Raw genomic sequence first — 15,315 nt, 5'->3', positions numbered from 1 at the left:
TGCTGTCTTTTCGTCCACGATGCGGGTCAGCGGCTGGCCGGCGCGCGGCCGTAAAGCAGGAGCATGGCGACGATGACGACGCCATAGATGATCTGCCGCCCCGCCTCCGGCATCTGCATGACGGAAAGAATGGATTGCAAAAGCGTGATCAGGATGACGCCCGCGACCGTGCCGAGATAGGAGCCGCGGCCGCCGAGGATCGAGGTGCCACCAAGCACCACCGCAGCGATCGACGGCAGCAGATAGGCGTCGCCCATCGACTGCGCCGCCTTGGAGGCATAACCGGCCAGAAGCACGCCGCCGAAGGCGGAGAGCCCGCCGGATACGGCGAAGGCGATCAGCACCACGCGCCGCGTGTCGATGCCGGAGAGGTAGGCGGCGCGCTCGCGGTTGCCGATGCCGTAGACCGTGCGGCCGAAGCCGGTGCGGGTCAGCACGAAAACCATCGCAGCGCCGATCAGCGCCCAGATGACGACGGCATTGGGCACACCCGGAATGGCAAAGCCGGTCGCCAGATAGCGCATCGCCCGGGTCGCCGAATCCTGTGGCGAGAAGCCGCCGGTATAGACCACCATCAGCCCTTGCGCGACGGCATTGGTGGCGAGCGTGATGATCATCGAGGGAATGCGCAGATAAGCGACGCCAATGCCGTTGACGATGCCGATCGCGACGCCGCAGAAAATGCCGAACGGGATCGCCAGCGCCACGCCGAGCGGGCCGTAGGCGGCGGCCGCACAGGCCATCATCGCGCCCGTCGCCACCGACCACGGCACCGACAGGTCGATCTGGCCAAGCAGGATGACCAGCATCATTCCGGTGGCGATGACGCCGAGAAACGACGCCACCTTGAGCTGCTGCAGCAGATATTCCGGCGACAGGAAGCTGCGCGAGTAAAGGCTGCCGACAAACAGCAGCAGCACGATGCACGCAAAGGCGGTCAGCACCGCAGGGTCGGCGCGGCGGATGAATTTCGGCATGCGGCCGGCGATGCCGGCGATGGTCGTTTCGCTCACAGGAACCACTCCAGCCGGTTGCGGACCCTGAACAGGGCGAAGGCGCCGAGGCTGACGGCGATCAGCAGGATGACGCCCTGGAACAGCGGCTGCCAGAGCGGATCGAAATCGAAGACGAAGAGCAGGTCGCCGATGGTGCGGAAGGCGAGCGCGCCAAAAATCGCGCCGATGGCGCTGCCCTTGCCGCCGAACAATGAGACGCCGCCGAGCACCACGGCGGCGATCGAGAACAGCGTATAGGCATTGCCGCTGGCATAGGCCGCCTCGCCCGTATAGGTGAAGAAGGTCAGGAACAGCCCGCCGATCGCGGCCAGCAGGCCGGCCAGCGCATAGGCGGCGAATTTTCCCCGGCGGATCGGCACGCCGGACATGTAGGCTGCCATCTCCGAAGATCCTGCGGCATAGGCCGCGCGCCCAAGCACGGAGCGGCTGAACGGCACCCAGACGACAAGCACGACGGCCAGCAGCACCACCAGGCTCGCCGGCACCACGCCGAACAGCCGCCCGGTCAGCGCGTCGGCAAGATCCTCGTTGACCGAACCGCCCGGGAACGGTCGCAGCAGCAGCGCGATGCCGAAATAGACCGCGCCGGTGGCGATGGTGGTGACGATCGGCTGCAGCCGTCCGTAGATGACGATGGCGCCGTTGATCGCCCCGCACAGCAGTCCGGTGCCGAGCACCGCGACGACACCGAACGCGGTCTCGATGCCGGTGCCGATGACCAGCCACGAGGCCAGGCAGTTGGTCAGCAGAAAGATCATGCCGACGGAAAGGTCGATGCCGGCGGTGATCACCACCAGCGTCTGCGCCATGGCGACGAAGGCAAGCAGCACGCCTTTGTTGGAAGCCGTCTGCACGACATTGGCGGTAAAGCCGGCCGGATGGTTCGAGGTGTAGATCGTGAACATCACGATGAAGATACCGAACGCCAGCAGCGTTCCGCGTTGTTCCGCAAGCCAGTAGCGCCAATCTTTCACGCGTCCGCTCCTCGGGCTGGCGTCTTCGCCATGCCTCTAACGGGCATCTCTTCGCCATGGATGTTGAGCGCGCTGGCGATCAGCGCCCGCTCGGTGATCTCGGCGCCGACCAGCTCGCGCTTGACCGCTCCGTCATAGAGCACCAGCACCCGGTCGCAGCAGCCGATCAGCTCGTCATAGTCGGTCGAGTAAAACAGGATCGCCGCGCCCTGGTCGGCAAGCTTGCGCATCAGCTGATACAGTTCCTGCTTGGTGCCGACGTCGATGCCGCGCGTCGGGTCGTTGAGCAGGATGATGCGCGGCTGCCGCATCAGCCATTTGGCGATGACGACCTTCTGCTGGTTGCCGCCGGACAGCGCGCCGACCGGGATGTCGAGGCCGGCCGTCTTGATCGCCAGCAGGGCTACCATGTCGTCGATCAGCCGCTGCTCGGCGGCACGGTCGATGATGCCGGCCCTGGATAACCGGTCGAGTGCGGCAAAGGAGAGGTTTTCGCGCACCGTCATCGGCAGCATCAGGCCTTCGGTCTTGCGGTCCTCCGGGATCAGCGCCATGCCGATCCGGTCACCGCGGGCCTTGGCCGGGCTGGCGATCGCCACCGGTTTGCCGTCGATCAGTATCTGGCCGCTGAGGCCGCGCAGCACGCCGAAGAAGGCGAGCAGCAATTCGCGCTGGCCCTGGCCGTCGAGGCCGCCGAGGCCGACGACTTCGCCCGCCCCGACCGTGAGCGAGATATTGTCCAGCCGGTCGGTCCACGACAGTTTTCGCGCCTCCAGTACCGGAGCGGTTATAGCCGGGGCGCGCACCGGCTTCGGTGGGAAAATATGGCTGTATTCGCGGCCGATCATCAGCTCGACGACTTCATTGTCGCTCTTCGAGCCCGCAACATAGCTGGCGACGTTGCGGCCGTTGCGGAACACCGTGCACTGGTCGGCCAGTTCGGCGATCTCGTTCATCCGATGCGAGATGTAGAGCAGCGCCAACCCTTCCGAGCGCAGCCGCTTCAAGACGCCAAAAATCTTGGCGACGTCGGCCGCGGTCAGCGCCGAGGTCGCCTCGTCGAGGATCAGGATGCGCGGCTTCCTGGCAAGTGCTTTGGCGATCTCGACCATCTGCCGTCTTGAAAGCGGAAGGTCCTTGACCAGCGCCAGCGGGTGGATGTCGGCGGCGCCTGCACGCGCCAGGGCTTCTTCCGCGATGCGCCGCTGCGCCTTGCGGTCGATCATGCCGAACCGTGTGGGCGGATCGGAAATGACGATGTTGTCGGCGACGCTGAGTTCGGGGACGAGCGACAATTCCTGGAAGATGCAGACGATGCCGGCCTGGTTGGCCGCGGCCGGCGACGCGAAGCTCACCTCGCTTCCGTCCAGCATCATGCGGCCTTCGTCAGGCGCGACGACGCCGGCCATGACCTTGATCAGCGTCGATTTGCCGGCGCCGTTTTCGCCGAGGATGGCGTGGATGCTGCCTGGCGTGACCGAAAGCTCGGCCTTTTCCAGCGCCCGCACACCGCCATAGCGCTTGGATATGCCCTCCATGCGGAAGAGCGGAACCGCACCGTCCATCGGCCCCTCCCAAGGCGCTTGTTCACCGGGACCGGCGCCGCGTAATATCCCGCGGCGCCGAGCGATCAGCCTACTGATTTTCCTTGCTCTGGCCCATGATTTCCTGCGCGGTGAAATTGATGCCGCAGGTCGGGAAGGAATTGCCGACGAAGAAATTGTCGGACTGGTCGGGGAAATAGTCCTCGCCCTCCTTGAAGTTCGGATCCTCGACGATCGCCAGCGGCAGCTTCACCGCCTGCGGGACGACCTGGCCTTCGAGCGCGGCGATCGCCGTCTTGATGGCGACCGCCACCTGGGCGGGTCCGGTTCCGGCCGACGAGCATTTCAGCCCTTCTGAGGCGAATTTGGCGCAGAATTTGCGAAAGCCATTCTCCGTTTCGCCGCCGAACGGCACGAACGGATGCTTGGCGTCGATCATCGCCTGAACGATGCCGGTGTCGCCACCCTGCCCGGTGACGCCGTCGAAGGGACCGTTGGTGGCGATCGCGTCGGCCGTAGCCTTTTGCGCGACGCCGTCGTCCCATTTGCCGACGACTTCGGTGACCTCCCACTTCTTGCCTGAAGCGTCGAGGGCCTCATGGATGCCGTTGTGGCGGTCGGTGTCGACCGACGTGCCGGCAACGCCGCGCACCTCGAGGAGCTTGCCGCCATTGGGGATATGCTTGATCAGCCAGTTGGCCCACAATTCGCCAAGGCCTTTCTGGTCGACGTTGACGTTGATGGCGTCCTTGGTGTCGAGGATGTTGTCGAAGGCGACCAGCACCACGCCGGCTTGCTTGGCGCGCTTGATGACCGGACCGAACGCCGTCGGATTCTGCGCGTTGACAACGATCGCGTCATAGCCGGAATCGATGAAATTATTGATCGCCGAAATCTGCGCCGGCACGTCTTCGCCGGTCGAGACGACCTTGAATTCCTTGAGCTTGGCCGCGACTTCCGGCTGCGCCGCATAGGCTTTTGCCGTCTGCACCATCTGGATGCGCCAGGTGTTGGCGATGTAGCCATTGGCGAGCGCGATGCGGTACGGGCCTTCCTTCTTGGGGAACTTGAAGAACTGCGTGTCGGCGGCCCATGGCGCGAAGCATTCCGGCTCGGCGGATGGGCCTGCGACGATTTCCGGTTCGGCGAGCGCCGACGAACTCAGCATGACGAATGCAGTGGCGGCGACGACGCCACCTACGAGTGACTTGATCATCGATATTCCTCCCAGTTGCAGTTTCTGATTGTTCTTACGCGTCTCGCGTGCCTGGCTCGGCACCTCCTGCCTTGCCGTCGCGCTTTCAGGGTGGCCGAATGCCAACCCGATCTCCTCCCTCGTGGCTCAGTAAACCGGAATAAAAACTATCATATTATACATAATAAACAAGCATCAGCTGTCGCTTATATATAATAAACAGACTTTCGCTGTTTCGCGAGCTTTCGCCTGGATATAACTGGTAGCGCTACCATGACGTAGAGTAAAGCGGCATTTGGCGATGCCTGCAAGCGCTTTCAGCGGGCAGTGCTCTCACGGCGCTTGAGTTCGAAGCCAAGGTCTACGACCGGTTGTTGCGGCCGCTTGCCTGCAATCGCCGCGAGCGCCATGGCGACCGACAGCCGGCCGATCTCGTAGCGAGGCGTCCGGACGCTGGTGACCGAGGGGAAAGCCACTTCCATCATGTCGAGATCGTTGAAGCCTGTGATGCCGATCGTCTTCGGCACGGCGATCGAGGCGCGGTGGCACTCGAACAGCGCGCCGAGCGCGATGTCGTCGTTGTTGCAGAAAATCCCGTCCAGCGTCGGCATCTTGGCCAGCGCGTCGCGAAACAATTCGCGCCCGAGCGTCACGCTGGACGGCACCGGCGTGGTGGTGACAAGCCGCGAGTTGAACAGGCCGGCCGCCTCCATCGCCGCGCGATAGCCGGCCAGACGCCGCTGCGAGCGCGGGTCCATGCGCGCGCCGATGAAGCCGATGCAGCGATAGCCCATTTCGATCATGTGCTCAGTCGCCGCCCTGCCGCCATCGAAATGCGAGAAGCCGACCATCATGTCGACCGGATCGGGGCCGGTCTCCATGACCTGCACCACCGGGCAGCCGGCCGTCTCGAGCAGTCTTCGCGAAACTGGCGTCTGGTCGATGCCCGCCACGATCAGCGCCGCCGGGCGCTGCGGGCCGAACACCTGCAGCAGCCGTTCCTCCTCGAGGCCGGAATAATGGGTGTTGCCGAACTGGATGCGGTAGGAGCTGTCGGACAGGCTGTCATAGATGCCGCGCAGCACTTCGGCAAAGACGCTGTTGGTGAGCGACGGCACCAGCACGCCAAAGACCTCGGCGCGCGCCGAAGCCAATGCTCGCGCATTCGGATCGGGCAGATAGCCGAGCTCATCGACAGCAGCCTGGATCTGGCGGCGCAGATCCTCCGAAACGCGCTCCGGCTCGCGCAAGGCACGGGAGACGGTAATGGCGCCGACGCCGGCCTTGCGCGCGACATCGGCGATCGTCGGACGGCCGCCGCCACGGCGCGAGCGCGGTTTGGTCATAGCCTGGTCCCGAACGCGGCGCCCTCGCCGAAGCGCGACCGCGAAATGCTGTTCAGCGTCTTTGCCACTGTCGCCATGCCATCCGACTTTGCCGCACCCGACTTGCCACACCCGTCTGGCGTCGCGCAGCCTTACCCCATTGTCAAGCGAACCGGGCAGGACGCTACCCGAACTCGGGTAGCGCCACTGTTTGAATTTCGGCTGTGGGTGGTGAGCGGGCGTCTTGTCGTCCACCGTGCTCAGTCTTCTACGCCGTGCGTCGTCCGCTGCGCCAGTTCGTGGCATAGGGCAACGCGAACAGATAGAGACCGCTGAGCATGAGCAAGCCGAGCGGGATCAGCGGCATGAGATATACCCAATAGGCCGGCTCGACACCTACGCCCAAGGTGATGAAGATGGCAGCGACGACCGCCGTAAAAATGATCGACAGCCAGCGGTGGAATTGCCGGATCCACGTGTTCCAGTTCATTTGGGACCTCCTCTGAAGACGAGCCGCACGACCCGCTTGGCGGCTTTTTTGCTACCTTGTTTCGTTGACAGACGTCTTGTTGGGCATTGCGTTTCGCCCGCAGATGCCTATGGCGCCGGCACGCCTATTCTATTCGCGCCAGGACCTGCTCCAGCTTCGCAAAGAACCGCTGCCATCCGTGTTGGGCGCCCTGATAGTACTGCTGCTGATCCGGCCGGAAGCCCAACTGCTCCATGCGCAGATGGGTCCCCGTGCTCGTAGGGGTGAGCGTCCACGTGACGATACTTCTGAGATCCTTGGTATCCCACGTGTAAGACAGCGTCTTGTTGGGCTCGACTGCCTGGACCTGACAGTCGACCGTCCCCCAGTCCGCGCTCAGATTGAAACGGTGCCCCTCGTCTGGCTTGAAATCGTTCTTCATCAGCCACTCCTCGATCAAATGTGATTGGGTGAGCGCGCGCCAGATTTTTTCCGGCGGAAAAGCGACCTCCCGTTCGACAATGACGGCGCGCGTTTCGGTCTCGGTATTGGTCATTGGTCCATCCTTTTGAGCAGATCTTCGAGGTTGTCGAACCGGCTTTGCCAGAACCCAGCCATTTGGTTTGTCCAGTCGATCAGCGGCGCCAGGGCGCCGAGTTCCGCGCTGTAGTGCGTGTTGCGGCCTTCGTGGCGATCGCGCACCAACCCGGCCTGCTTCAGCACCCCAAGATGCTTTGACACGGCCGGTTGCGAGACCCCGGCCCGAGCGGTCAGGGCCGCGACGGTTTGGTCTCCGTCGCGACACAGCCGCTCGAAAATGGCCCGTCGCGTCGGATCGGCAAGCGTTTTGAAGAGGATCTCGTGGGGCTGTGACATGGCGATCGATAACTCTCTGGCTATTGGAAACCAATAACCGCCGAGATATGTGTCCGTCAAGCAGGAACCTGGACCGGGCTCCGCGTCACGGGGGCCTACCCCATGTCGCTGCCATCGCTCTGGCCAGCGGGGTCAGTGCTCAGGCCATCGCCGCGGCGCTGCGCCGTGCCTTCCACAGCACCAGCACCATGGCCGCTATGTTCAGCAGGTTCCAGGCGATGCCATTGAGGAACGCAGCGGCGTAGGAGCCGGTCAGATCGTAGATCCAGCCCGACATCCAGCCGCCGATTGCCATGCCGAAGATCGTTGCCATGATTACGACGCCGACGCGCTGGCCGGCCTCTTTGGCGGGCATGTATTCGCGCACGATGATGGCATAGCAAGGCACGATGCCGCCCTGCGACAGGCCGAAGACCAGCGAGACGACGTAAAGCGACGCGAGCCCGTCGAAGGGGATGTAGAACAACAGCGACAGGGCTTGCAGCACCGAGCCGATCAGCAGGGTTTTCACGCCGCCGATACGATCGGCAAGGAAGCCGGACGCCAGCCGGCTGACGACGCCCGCCGCCATCATGATCGACAGCATGTCGGCGCCTCGCGCCACGCCGTAGCCGAGATCCATGCAATAGGCGACGATATGGACCTGCGGCATCGACATCGCCACGCAGCAGCCAAGGCCGGCGACGACGAGCAACACCTGCAGCGCTGCCGGTGACAGCGTGATCGGCTGGACCGGCCGGCTGCCAGGTGAACCGGGAGCGGCGGCATGTGGTGCGCCGCGCCTGAGCAGCGTGATCAGCGGCAGCATGGTGGCGAGGCAGACGACGCCGATCGCGGCATAGGTGAAGCGCCAGCCCTCGCTCTGTATGACGTAGGGCATTGCCAACGGCCAGATCACCCCGGCGAGATAGCTGCCGGCGGCGGCAGCCGTCACCGCGACGCCGCGGCGGCGGTTGAACCAGTGCGAGATGTCGGCGATCAGCGGCCCGAAAATCGCCGACGTGCCGACGCCGATCAAAAGTCCCTGGACAAGGGTGAACTGCAGAATCGAAGTGGTCAGCGACGCCAGCAGGAACCCGGTACCGAGCGTCACCGAGGCAATGAGCGCCGGTATCCAGTAGCCGATGCGGTCGATGGCGCGGCCGACCAGCACATTGCCGACGGCGAAACCGGCCATGGTCGCGGTATAGGGCATCGAAGCGGCGGCGCGATCGACGCCGAATTCGGCCTGCATGGCGGGCAGCACCACGACCACCGCCCACATGCCGACACCGCCGATCGTCGCCAGCAGCATCGAGATGCCGAGCCGCAGCCAGGCATAGGCGCTGTCTATGTCGGGGCTGCTCGGCCGGCTGGAGGCGGTTGTGGTCAAGGCGTTTCCTGTCCGCGGTTGTGCGCAAGTCGACGGGTTCGGCACCACTATCGGGACATTGGCGGCGCCGTGCAGCGCCACATCGCGCAATTCCGTGGCTCCAGGGATTTGAGCTGCAGTGGAACGGTGGCCGCCGTCCCGGAGTTTTTCATCAAACTTGCCGATAGGCCAATAGAAGGGAGAAGGAGCTTGTCATGACCGCGAAAAGGAAATGGTCGGCCGAGGTCACCGAGCACAGCGATGCGCTGGACCTCGAGGACCATATCTTCGAATCCCACGATCCCAAGAAGATCGCAGCCTCGCTGAAGCGATCGGCCGAGCACAGCGACCGGCGCAAGGCCGAGCCGTTCCAGTCCGCCATGTCGATGCTGAATTTCTACATCAACCGCGCCGGCACGAACCTGCCGGCCAAGCAGAAGAAAGTGCTGGAGGACGCCAAGGACGAACTGCGCGCCGCGTTTGGGCGCCCGAGAGAACACTGAGCAAGGAGCGAAGCGACGCGGCGCAGACCCTGGGAGCCATTCCGTGACAGCCGCCGAAGAATGCAACGGCTCAGAATAAAAGCGCTCTGTAGCGATCCTTCGCGCCCCCCTCTGTCCTGCCCTCTTTGCCAAGACTCGACATCTCCCCCACTTGGGGGAGATCGGCAGCTTCGCGGACAGCGTCCGCAAGGTTGGTGATTGGCGAAATCAGTGATGAAGCCAATCTCCCTCCTTGTGGGGGAGATGTCCGGCAGGACAGAGGGGGGCGCTGTCCCTCCCGCGATCAAAGGTCCTGCACCGCAGCAGTGCTCCAAGGTAACGGCATGGATCCTGGGGTCTGCGCGGCGTCGCTTCGCTCCTTGCTTCGCCCCAGGATGACGAAGGCATGGGACCCTGCGGCTAATCTCAAATCTTGGAGATTGGCGGCTGTGGCCCGGCGGCGATCGCGAACGGGGAGATTGCGAACGGCGAAATTGCGGGCGGTGGAGAAAGAAGATGAAGCGCTGCAGTGGTCCGCCGCGCTTTATCAGCGCGATTTGATGACGCCGTCGGTGTTGGCCAACAGCTTGCGCACCGCGTTGCGTGCCGCATCCGGCCGCTGCAGGCGGATGTTCTTTTCGATCGCCTCGTGCAGCTTCTGCGCGTGCTGCAGATCGTCCAGTTCCCGCGTCGTATAGGCAAACAGATGATCGAACGCCGATTCGATCAGCACGCCGAGCGGCACCAGGAGGTCGTTGCCGGAGGCGCGCAGGATCGCCAGATGAAAACGGGTGTCGGCACGGGTCCGCTCCTGCAGCGTCGCCGCCGCGCCCATCTCCCGGCAGGCCCGGCTGATCTCGGCCATCTGCTCGTCTGTGCGCCGCATCGCAGCAAAGGCGGTCGCTTCCGGCTCGATGATGTGGCGGAACTCCTGCACCGTCTTCAGGAACACCTCGCGGTCGGGCGAGGTCGCGTACCAGGCCAGCACGTCGCGGTCGAGCAGGTTCCAGCGCTCTTTCGGCTCGACCCAGCTGCCGATCTTTGGACGCGACGCCAAAAGGCTCTTGGCCATCAGCATTTTGATCGCTTCGCGCACCGCCGAGCGGCTGACGTCGAAAGTCTCGGACCATTTGGCCTCGTTGGGCAGGATGGTTCCCGGCGGATAGTCGCCGCGCACGATCCTGAGACCGATTTCGTTGGCCAGCGACGCATGCACGCTCGCCCCGGGCATACGCGCCGTATCGGCACGGCGAACGACAGCCGGGCGCTCGGCTGACGCCGCCTTGGCCGGTGTTTTTCGCTTATTCGGCTTGCCGTCCCGCATGCGTTCACAAAGTCCGGATTGCGAAAGCTGTCAAGCACCGGAACAGCCTCGGGCGGCAAAGCCTGCTTCTGTGCACAGATCAGCCGGGAGGCAGCGGCCTCGTCATGCCGTCCTGACGTATTTCCGCCAGCTGTGTTCCGGGCGGAACCCGAGCATATCCCGCGCCTTGCGGTTCGAAAGCAGCGTCTCGTATTCGCCCAGCTCACCCTTGACCGGCACGCCGGGATAGAACCGCTTCAAGAGTTCGGCCGTCGGCAGGTCGGAGGAGGTGTCGTCATTGGCGGCGTTGAACACCTGATAGCCGAGCCCGTCCTTCTCGATGGCGCGCAGCGTGATCTGGCCGAGGTCGCGCGCGTCGATATAGCTCCAGGCGATCCGCTTGCGGAAACCTGGATCGGCGAACCATTTCGGGAACAGCGAATATTCATGCGGCTCGATGACGTTACCGATGCGCAAGGCGTAGATGTCGATGCCGCTGCGCAGCGCGAAGGCGCGCGCCGTCTTCTCGTTGACGATCTTCGACAGCGCATAGCTGTCCATTGGATCGACGTCATAGTCCTCGTCGAGCGGGAAATGTGTCGGGTCGCGCGGCTCGTTGGCAAAAACCAGCCCATAGGTCGTCTCGCTGGAGGCGATCACCACCTTGCGGATGCCGAGTTTCACCGCCGCCTCGATGACATTGTAGGTGCCGAGCGCGTTGATGCGGAACACCTCGTTGTCGGGCGTGATCATGATGCGCGGGATCGCCGCGAAGTGCACCACGGCATCGACCGGCTGCGCGCGCAGCGACGGGTCGAATTCATGCAGGCCCATATAGCTCGACAGCGCATTGAACACCTGCCCGCTGTCGGTGATATCGGTGATCAGGGTGCGCACCTTGGGATTGTCGAGCGGCTTGGTGTCGATGTTGAGCACCTGGCAGCCCTGCTCGACCAGATACTGCACGACATGGCGCCCCGCCTTGCCGCTGCCGCCGGTGAACATGATCCGCTTCGTCATTTTGCTCTCCACATTCCCTGGAATACATGTGTATTGTCAGACAATATGGCATTCCGCAATCGCCTGCCAACCGCCTGCGGCGAAAACCCGCTTCAACAATTCGCCTGCCGAAGTGCAGCGCCGTCATGAGACCGCAACACAGGATTACACGCCATGAACACCACCGCCGCGAGCGAAAAGATCGGCTTTATCGGACTGGGCCTGATGGGACACGGGATCGCGAAGAACATCGTCGACAAGGGCTATTCCCTGACGTTTCTCGGCCGCAAGAACCGCGCGCCGGCGCAAGACATGCTCGGCCGGGGCGCGAAGGAAGCCGCGACCTCGCGCGAGGTGGCGGTGGCATCCGATATCGTCTTCATCTGCGTCACCGGCTCGCGCGAGGTCGAGGCCATCATCCGCGGGCCGGGCGGCCTCAAGGAGGGCCTGAAGCAGGGTTCGGTGGTCGTCGATTGCTCGACTTCGGATCCCACTTCGACGGTGGCGCTTGCCGCCGAACTCAAGGGGCTCGGCGTCGACTATGTCGATGCCCCGCTCAGCCGCACCCCGAAGGAGGCCTGGGAAGGCACGCTGGACGCCATGGTCGGTGCATCCGACGCGGTCTTTGCCCGGCTGAAGCCAGTGGTCGACACCTGGGCCGGACGTATCGTCCATATCGGTGACACCGGCGACGGCCACCGTATGAAGCTGCTCAACAATTTCATCTCGCTGGGCTATGCGGCGATCTATTCCGAGGCGCTGGCGCTGGCCGAAAAGGTCGGCATCTCGCCGCCGCGCTTCGACAGCGTCATCCGCAACGGCCGCATGGATTGCGGCTTCTACCAGACTTTCATGCGCTGGACGCTGGAAGGCGACCGCGATGCGCACAAATTCACCATCGCCAACGCCTTCAAGGACCTCACCTACCTCGAATCGATGGCCGGTGCCGCCGGCATCGCCAACCCGCTCGGCAACGCCACCAAGAACGCCTTCGCCGGCGCATTCGCCGCCGGGCCGGTCGATCAATATGTGCCGATGCTGGCGACACATATCGGCAAGGTCAACGGCGTCGATCTAACGCCGACGAAGGATGGGGAGAAGCAGACGATTTGAGGCGATCGGCTCGCTGTATCTGATCAAATTTGGCGCTGCCCCTCATCCGGCTGCCGCCACCTTCTCCCCGTGGAAACGGGGAGAAGGGACAAGCTCCAGCGCTGGCGTCCCCCTCTCCCCGTTCTTCACGGGGAGAGGGTAAGGGTGAGGGGCAGCGCCGACTCTGCGGTATAAATCACCGCCGCGACCGCCCGATAACCTCGTCAGTATTGGCGAGCAGCCTGTGCACGGCACTCCTTGCAGCCGCCGGACGCCGGAGACGGATGTTCTTCTCGATTGCCTCATGCAGCGCCTGCGCCCGAGGCTGGTCGCTGGTTTCGCGCGTGACGATGGCGGCAACCTGCACCCATATCAGTCGTCGACAATGACGATGCAGACTACCTCTTTTTGAGGAATTTCCCGAACGCCGTCTCACTGTCATCGTTCGAGGAGAAGGTGCGGGAATGAACAAGAATTTTGAGGCGACCCATGACGCGAGAGCGTGAACCTACGCTTGACGATCTCCTGAGCGAGCCGATCATCCTGACGATCATGGCAATCTACGGTCATACTGCAGATGACATCCGACATCTAATACACCAAGTGGGCGCTCGGAAAACGCCATCAATGCTTCAGAAGCCCTCTTCGATGGCTCACGCGCCCCAGCGGATTTCCAGTCCCGCCTTGACGGCCACTTGATGGCGGATCGGTTGGTGACAGTGGCTTTTCCACGGGACGTCGTTGAGAACCGCGATCCGTGTCAATCGACGTTTAGGCGTGACATCCGCCGACAGCAGATCGCCCAGGAAACGCAAACAGGTCAGGTTTCTCTATCCCAGACCCAGTCCGCCGGCAGGCAGCGAAAGCCATCGCCCTCCTTCACGACATGGCCGACGCCCGGGAACGGATAGTGGTAGCCGGTAACGAGAAGCCGATCGTGAGCCGCGCGGTCCAGCAGGGACTTGCGCGTCTTGACGCCGAGTTCGCGATCATGGCCCTAAATCATCTGCCAATCCGGGTGATCGAACGCGAAGTGGATATTGGCGAGGGCATCGCCTGTGACCAACATCGTAACGCCGCCCGACGCCACTAACACCGACATATGCCCGGGTGTGTGGCCCGCCATGAGTTGCCGTTCGTCCAGGGCGGCGCGAATGGATGGTCATGGCGCAACTGAGCCCATGACGAACAGCGGAACGACAACCGAAATTCGGTTGAAACTTTGCTGGGGTCGGATTGTGCGAGGTTCAGACTTCCCTAGTCTCAAAGAGCATTAGCTCCACTCCGCCATCTGCAAAATTGCCAAGATCAGCCGCCGTGGCCCGACCCTCGGGGGACGCTAAGGCCGCTTGAATATCCGCAACGGAATCGAAGTAGAGCGTAGCAACAAGATGATAGCCTGAGGCCCCACCCGGCGAATGGACGCCGCCATCGCTGATTTCGTATTTCCTCAAGCCGGGAATGGCTTTGGCCAGAGGAATGTGGGTCGAAACATAGTAACGGTCGAAGGCGGCCACGTCTTTCGGAGTCTTGTAGAGTGCGACAAGTCTGGCCATGCTCCCCCTTTCAACCGACACTCACCGCCAGCTTTGCGCAAAAGGATACTCCTCAGCAAGAGTGCTGGCAAATGGGTTCGTTCCTCGCTCTGAGGAGGTCAACGAAGCATATGGGGTTTCAGGCCCGACGTGAGTCTTCCAAGTCGCCGCTCCCTGGCCGTTCAGAGCGATTGCGTTTGACCTTACCGCCGCGACCGCCCGATAACCTCGTCGGTGTTGGCGAGCAGTCGGTGCACCGCGGTGCGGGCTGCCGCCGGCCGCCGGAGGCGGATGTTCTTCTCGATCGCCTCATGCAGCGCCTGCGCCCGAGGCTGGTCGCTGGTTTCGCGCGTGACGAAAACGAAGAGATGATCGAGCGCCGATTCGATCAGCACGCCGAGCGGCACCAGCAGGTCGTTGCCCGAGGCGCGCAGGATGGCCAGGTGAAAACGCGTATCGGCGCGGGTGCGCTCCGGCAGCGTCGCCGCCTCGCCCATCTCCCGGCAGGCCTGGCTGATCTCGGCCATCTGCTCGTCGCTGCGCCGGATCGCCGCAAAGGCGCTGGCTTCCGGCTCGATGATGTGACGGAATTCCTGGACAGTGCGCAGGAACATTTCGCGATCGGGCGCTGTCGCATACCAGGCGAGCACGTCGCGATCGAGCAGGTTCCAGCGCTCTTTCGGCTCGACCCAGCTGCCGATCTTGGGGCGTGAGGCCAGCAGGCTCTTGGCCATCAGCATTTTTATCGCTTCGCGCACCGCCGAGCGGCTGACGTCGAAAGTCTCGGACCATTTGGCCTCGTTGGGAAGGATGGTTCCCGGCGGATAGTCGCCGCGCACGATCCTGAGGCCGATCTCGTTGGCCAGCGACGCATGCACGCTCGATCCGGGGATCAGCGCCGCATCGGTCCGGCGGGCGCCGGCCGGGCGGGCGACCGGCGGCTTGACCTTGGCCCGTGCCTTGACCTTGGCCCGTGCCTTGACCGTAGCCCGTGCCTTGACAGTGCTAAGTCGCTTTTTCGATCTGGCGTCCGACATCCATGTTCCCCGGCACAGGCTGAACTCAAGGCGCAGCAAAGCAGGAGCGGTTCGCCCCAGCACTGTCGCCTCGCAGGTTTTCGTGAACCGGTGTGACGGGGCGCCCGTCGAGCGGAC

The 15,315-nt window shown here is 63.5% G+C and carries 16 protein-coding genes and 1 pseudogene; 3 read left to right on the top strand and 14 right to left on the bottom strand.

Annotation, left to right across the window (positions count from 1 at the left end; genetic code table 11):
- Nucleotides 1-26 precede the first annotated feature (26 nt).
- The 9 genes from AC0L15_RS19665 to AC0L15_RS19625 all read right to left on the bottom strand — a co-directional run bounded on the left by AC0L15_RS19665 (nucleotide 27) and on the right by AC0L15_RS19625 (nucleotide 8,771).
- A complete protein-coding gene (locus tag AC0L15_RS19665; protein ID WP_023798663.1) occupies nucleotides 27-1,013 on the bottom strand; it encodes an ABC transporter permease in 987 nt (328 codons plus the stop codon).
- The gene (locus tag AC0L15_RS19660; RefSeq protein ID WP_127293490.1) at nucleotides 1,010-1,990 is read right to left on the bottom strand and encodes an ABC transporter permease; all 981 of its coding nucleotides are present in this window, start codon (nucleotides 1,988-1,990) and stop codon (nucleotides 1,010-1,012) included. The genes AC0L15_RS19665 and AC0L15_RS19660 overlap by 4 nt, the downstream gene beginning before the upstream one ends.
- Nucleotides 1,987-3,555: a sugar ABC transporter ATP-binding protein gene (locus AC0L15_RS19655; protein ID WP_287249950.1), complete on the bottom strand. Its 1,569-nt coding sequence runs from the start codon at nucleotides 3,553-3,555 to the stop codon at nucleotides 1,987-1,989. The genes AC0L15_RS19660 and AC0L15_RS19655 overlap by 4 nt, the downstream gene beginning before the upstream one ends.
- Before the next feature lie 70 nt (nucleotides 3,556-3,625).
- Entirely contained in the window at nucleotides 3,626-4,750 is a 1,125-nt protein-coding gene (locus AC0L15_RS19650) for a sugar ABC transporter substrate-binding protein (protein WP_027154324.1), read from the bottom strand.
- Between the two features lie 296 nt (nucleotides 4,751-5,046).
- On the bottom strand, nucleotides 5,047-6,075 hold the full coding sequence (gene gntR / locus AC0L15_RS19645) for an HTH-type transcriptional regulator GntR (RefSeq protein WP_023798659.1): 1,029 nt from the start codon (nucleotides 6,073-6,075) through the stop codon (nucleotides 5,047-5,049).
- A gap of 247 nt (nucleotides 6,076-6,322) precedes the next feature.
- Nucleotides 6,323-6,544 carry a hypothetical protein gene (locus tag AC0L15_RS19640; protein ID WP_023798658.1) on the bottom strand — a complete coding sequence of 74 codons (222 nt, stop codon included), beginning with the start codon at nucleotides 6,542-6,544 and terminating at the stop codon, nucleotides 6,323-6,325.
- A gap of 124 nt (nucleotides 6,545-6,668) precedes the next feature.
- Nucleotides 6,669-7,079, bottom strand: coding sequence for an SRPBCC family protein (locus AC0L15_RS19635; protein WP_287249952.1), 411 nt, complete (start codon nucleotides 7,077-7,079; stop codon nucleotides 6,669-6,671).
- Entirely contained in the window at nucleotides 7,076-7,399 is a 324-nt protein-coding gene (locus tag AC0L15_RS19630) for an ArsR/SmtB family transcription factor (RefSeq protein WP_023798656.1), read from the bottom strand. The genes AC0L15_RS19635 and AC0L15_RS19630 overlap by 4 nt, the downstream gene beginning before the upstream one ends.
- 139 nt (nucleotides 7,400-7,538) lie before the next feature.
- The gene (locus AC0L15_RS19625; RefSeq protein WP_287249953.1) at nucleotides 7,539-8,771 is read right to left on the bottom strand and encodes an MFS transporter; all 1,233 of its coding nucleotides are present in this window, start codon (nucleotides 8,769-8,771) and stop codon (nucleotides 7,539-7,541) included.
- Between the two features lie 194 nt (nucleotides 8,772-8,965).
- Here AC0L15_RS19625 and AC0L15_RS19620 point away from each other — a divergent pair, with 194 nt between their 5' ends.
- Nucleotides 8,966-9,253 (top strand): DUF3175 domain-containing protein, encoded by a 288-nt coding sequence (locus tag AC0L15_RS19620; protein WP_023798654.1) that lies wholly within the window; start codon nucleotides 8,966-8,968, stop codon nucleotides 9,251-9,253.
- A gap of 526 nt (nucleotides 9,254-9,779) precedes the next feature.
- Here AC0L15_RS19620 and AC0L15_RS19615 read toward each other — a convergent pair.
- Both AC0L15_RS19615 and AC0L15_RS19610 read right to left on the bottom strand, forming a co-directional pair.
- Nucleotides 9,780-10,556: a FadR/GntR family transcriptional regulator gene (locus tag AC0L15_RS19615; RefSeq protein WP_287249955.1), complete on the bottom strand. Its 777-nt coding sequence runs from the start codon at nucleotides 10,554-10,556 to the stop codon at nucleotides 9,780-9,782.
- Between the two features lie 102 nt (nucleotides 10,557-10,658).
- A complete protein-coding gene (locus tag AC0L15_RS19610; protein WP_287229379.1) occupies nucleotides 10,659-11,555 on the bottom strand; it encodes an NAD-dependent epimerase/dehydratase family protein in 897 nt (298 codons plus the stop codon).
- Between the two features lie 153 nt (nucleotides 11,556-11,708).
- On the opposite strand from AC0L15_RS19610, the gene AC0L15_RS19605 reads away from it, so the two are divergent.
- Nucleotides 11,709-12,647, top strand: a complete 939-nt coding sequence (locus tag AC0L15_RS19605) for an NAD(P)-dependent oxidoreductase (protein ID WP_287249957.1) — start codon at nucleotides 11,709-11,711, stop codon at nucleotides 12,645-12,647.
- A gap of 175 nt (nucleotides 12,648-12,822) precedes the next feature.
- Here the strand turns inward: AC0L15_RS19605 and AC0L15_RS19600 are convergent.
- Nucleotides 12,823-12,975, bottom strand: a pseudogene (locus tag AC0L15_RS19600) (FadR/GntR family transcriptional regulator); the annotation flags it as partial.
- 588 nt (nucleotides 12,976-13,563) lie between these two features.
- On the opposite strand from AC0L15_RS19600, the gene AC0L15_RS19595 reads away from it, so the two are divergent.
- Complete coding sequence (locus AC0L15_RS19595; RefSeq protein ID WP_473496806.1) at nucleotides 13,564-13,719, top strand: hypothetical protein; 156 nt, start codon at nucleotides 13,564-13,566, stop codon at nucleotides 13,717-13,719.
- A 154-nt stretch (nucleotides 13,720-13,873) separates the two neighbouring features.
- Here AC0L15_RS19595 and AC0L15_RS19590 read toward each other — a convergent pair whose 3' ends face one another.
- Complete coding sequence (locus AC0L15_RS19590; RefSeq protein ID WP_023798648.1) at nucleotides 13,874-14,182, bottom strand: EthD family reductase; 309 nt, start codon at nucleotides 14,180-14,182, stop codon at nucleotides 13,874-13,876.
- 182 nt (nucleotides 14,183-14,364) lie between these two features.
- Nucleotides 14,365-15,198, bottom strand: coding sequence for a FadR/GntR family transcriptional regulator (locus AC0L15_RS19585; protein ID WP_287249959.1), 834 nt, complete (start codon nucleotides 15,196-15,198; stop codon nucleotides 14,365-14,367).
- Between the last annotated feature and the right edge of the window lie 117 nt (nucleotides 15,199-15,315).

The sequence above is a fragment of the Mesorhizobium sp. WSM4846 genome (assembly GCF_055811415.1).
Note: the sequence above shows the minus strand (reverse complement) of the source record. Positions and strands in the feature narration are given on the sequence as shown.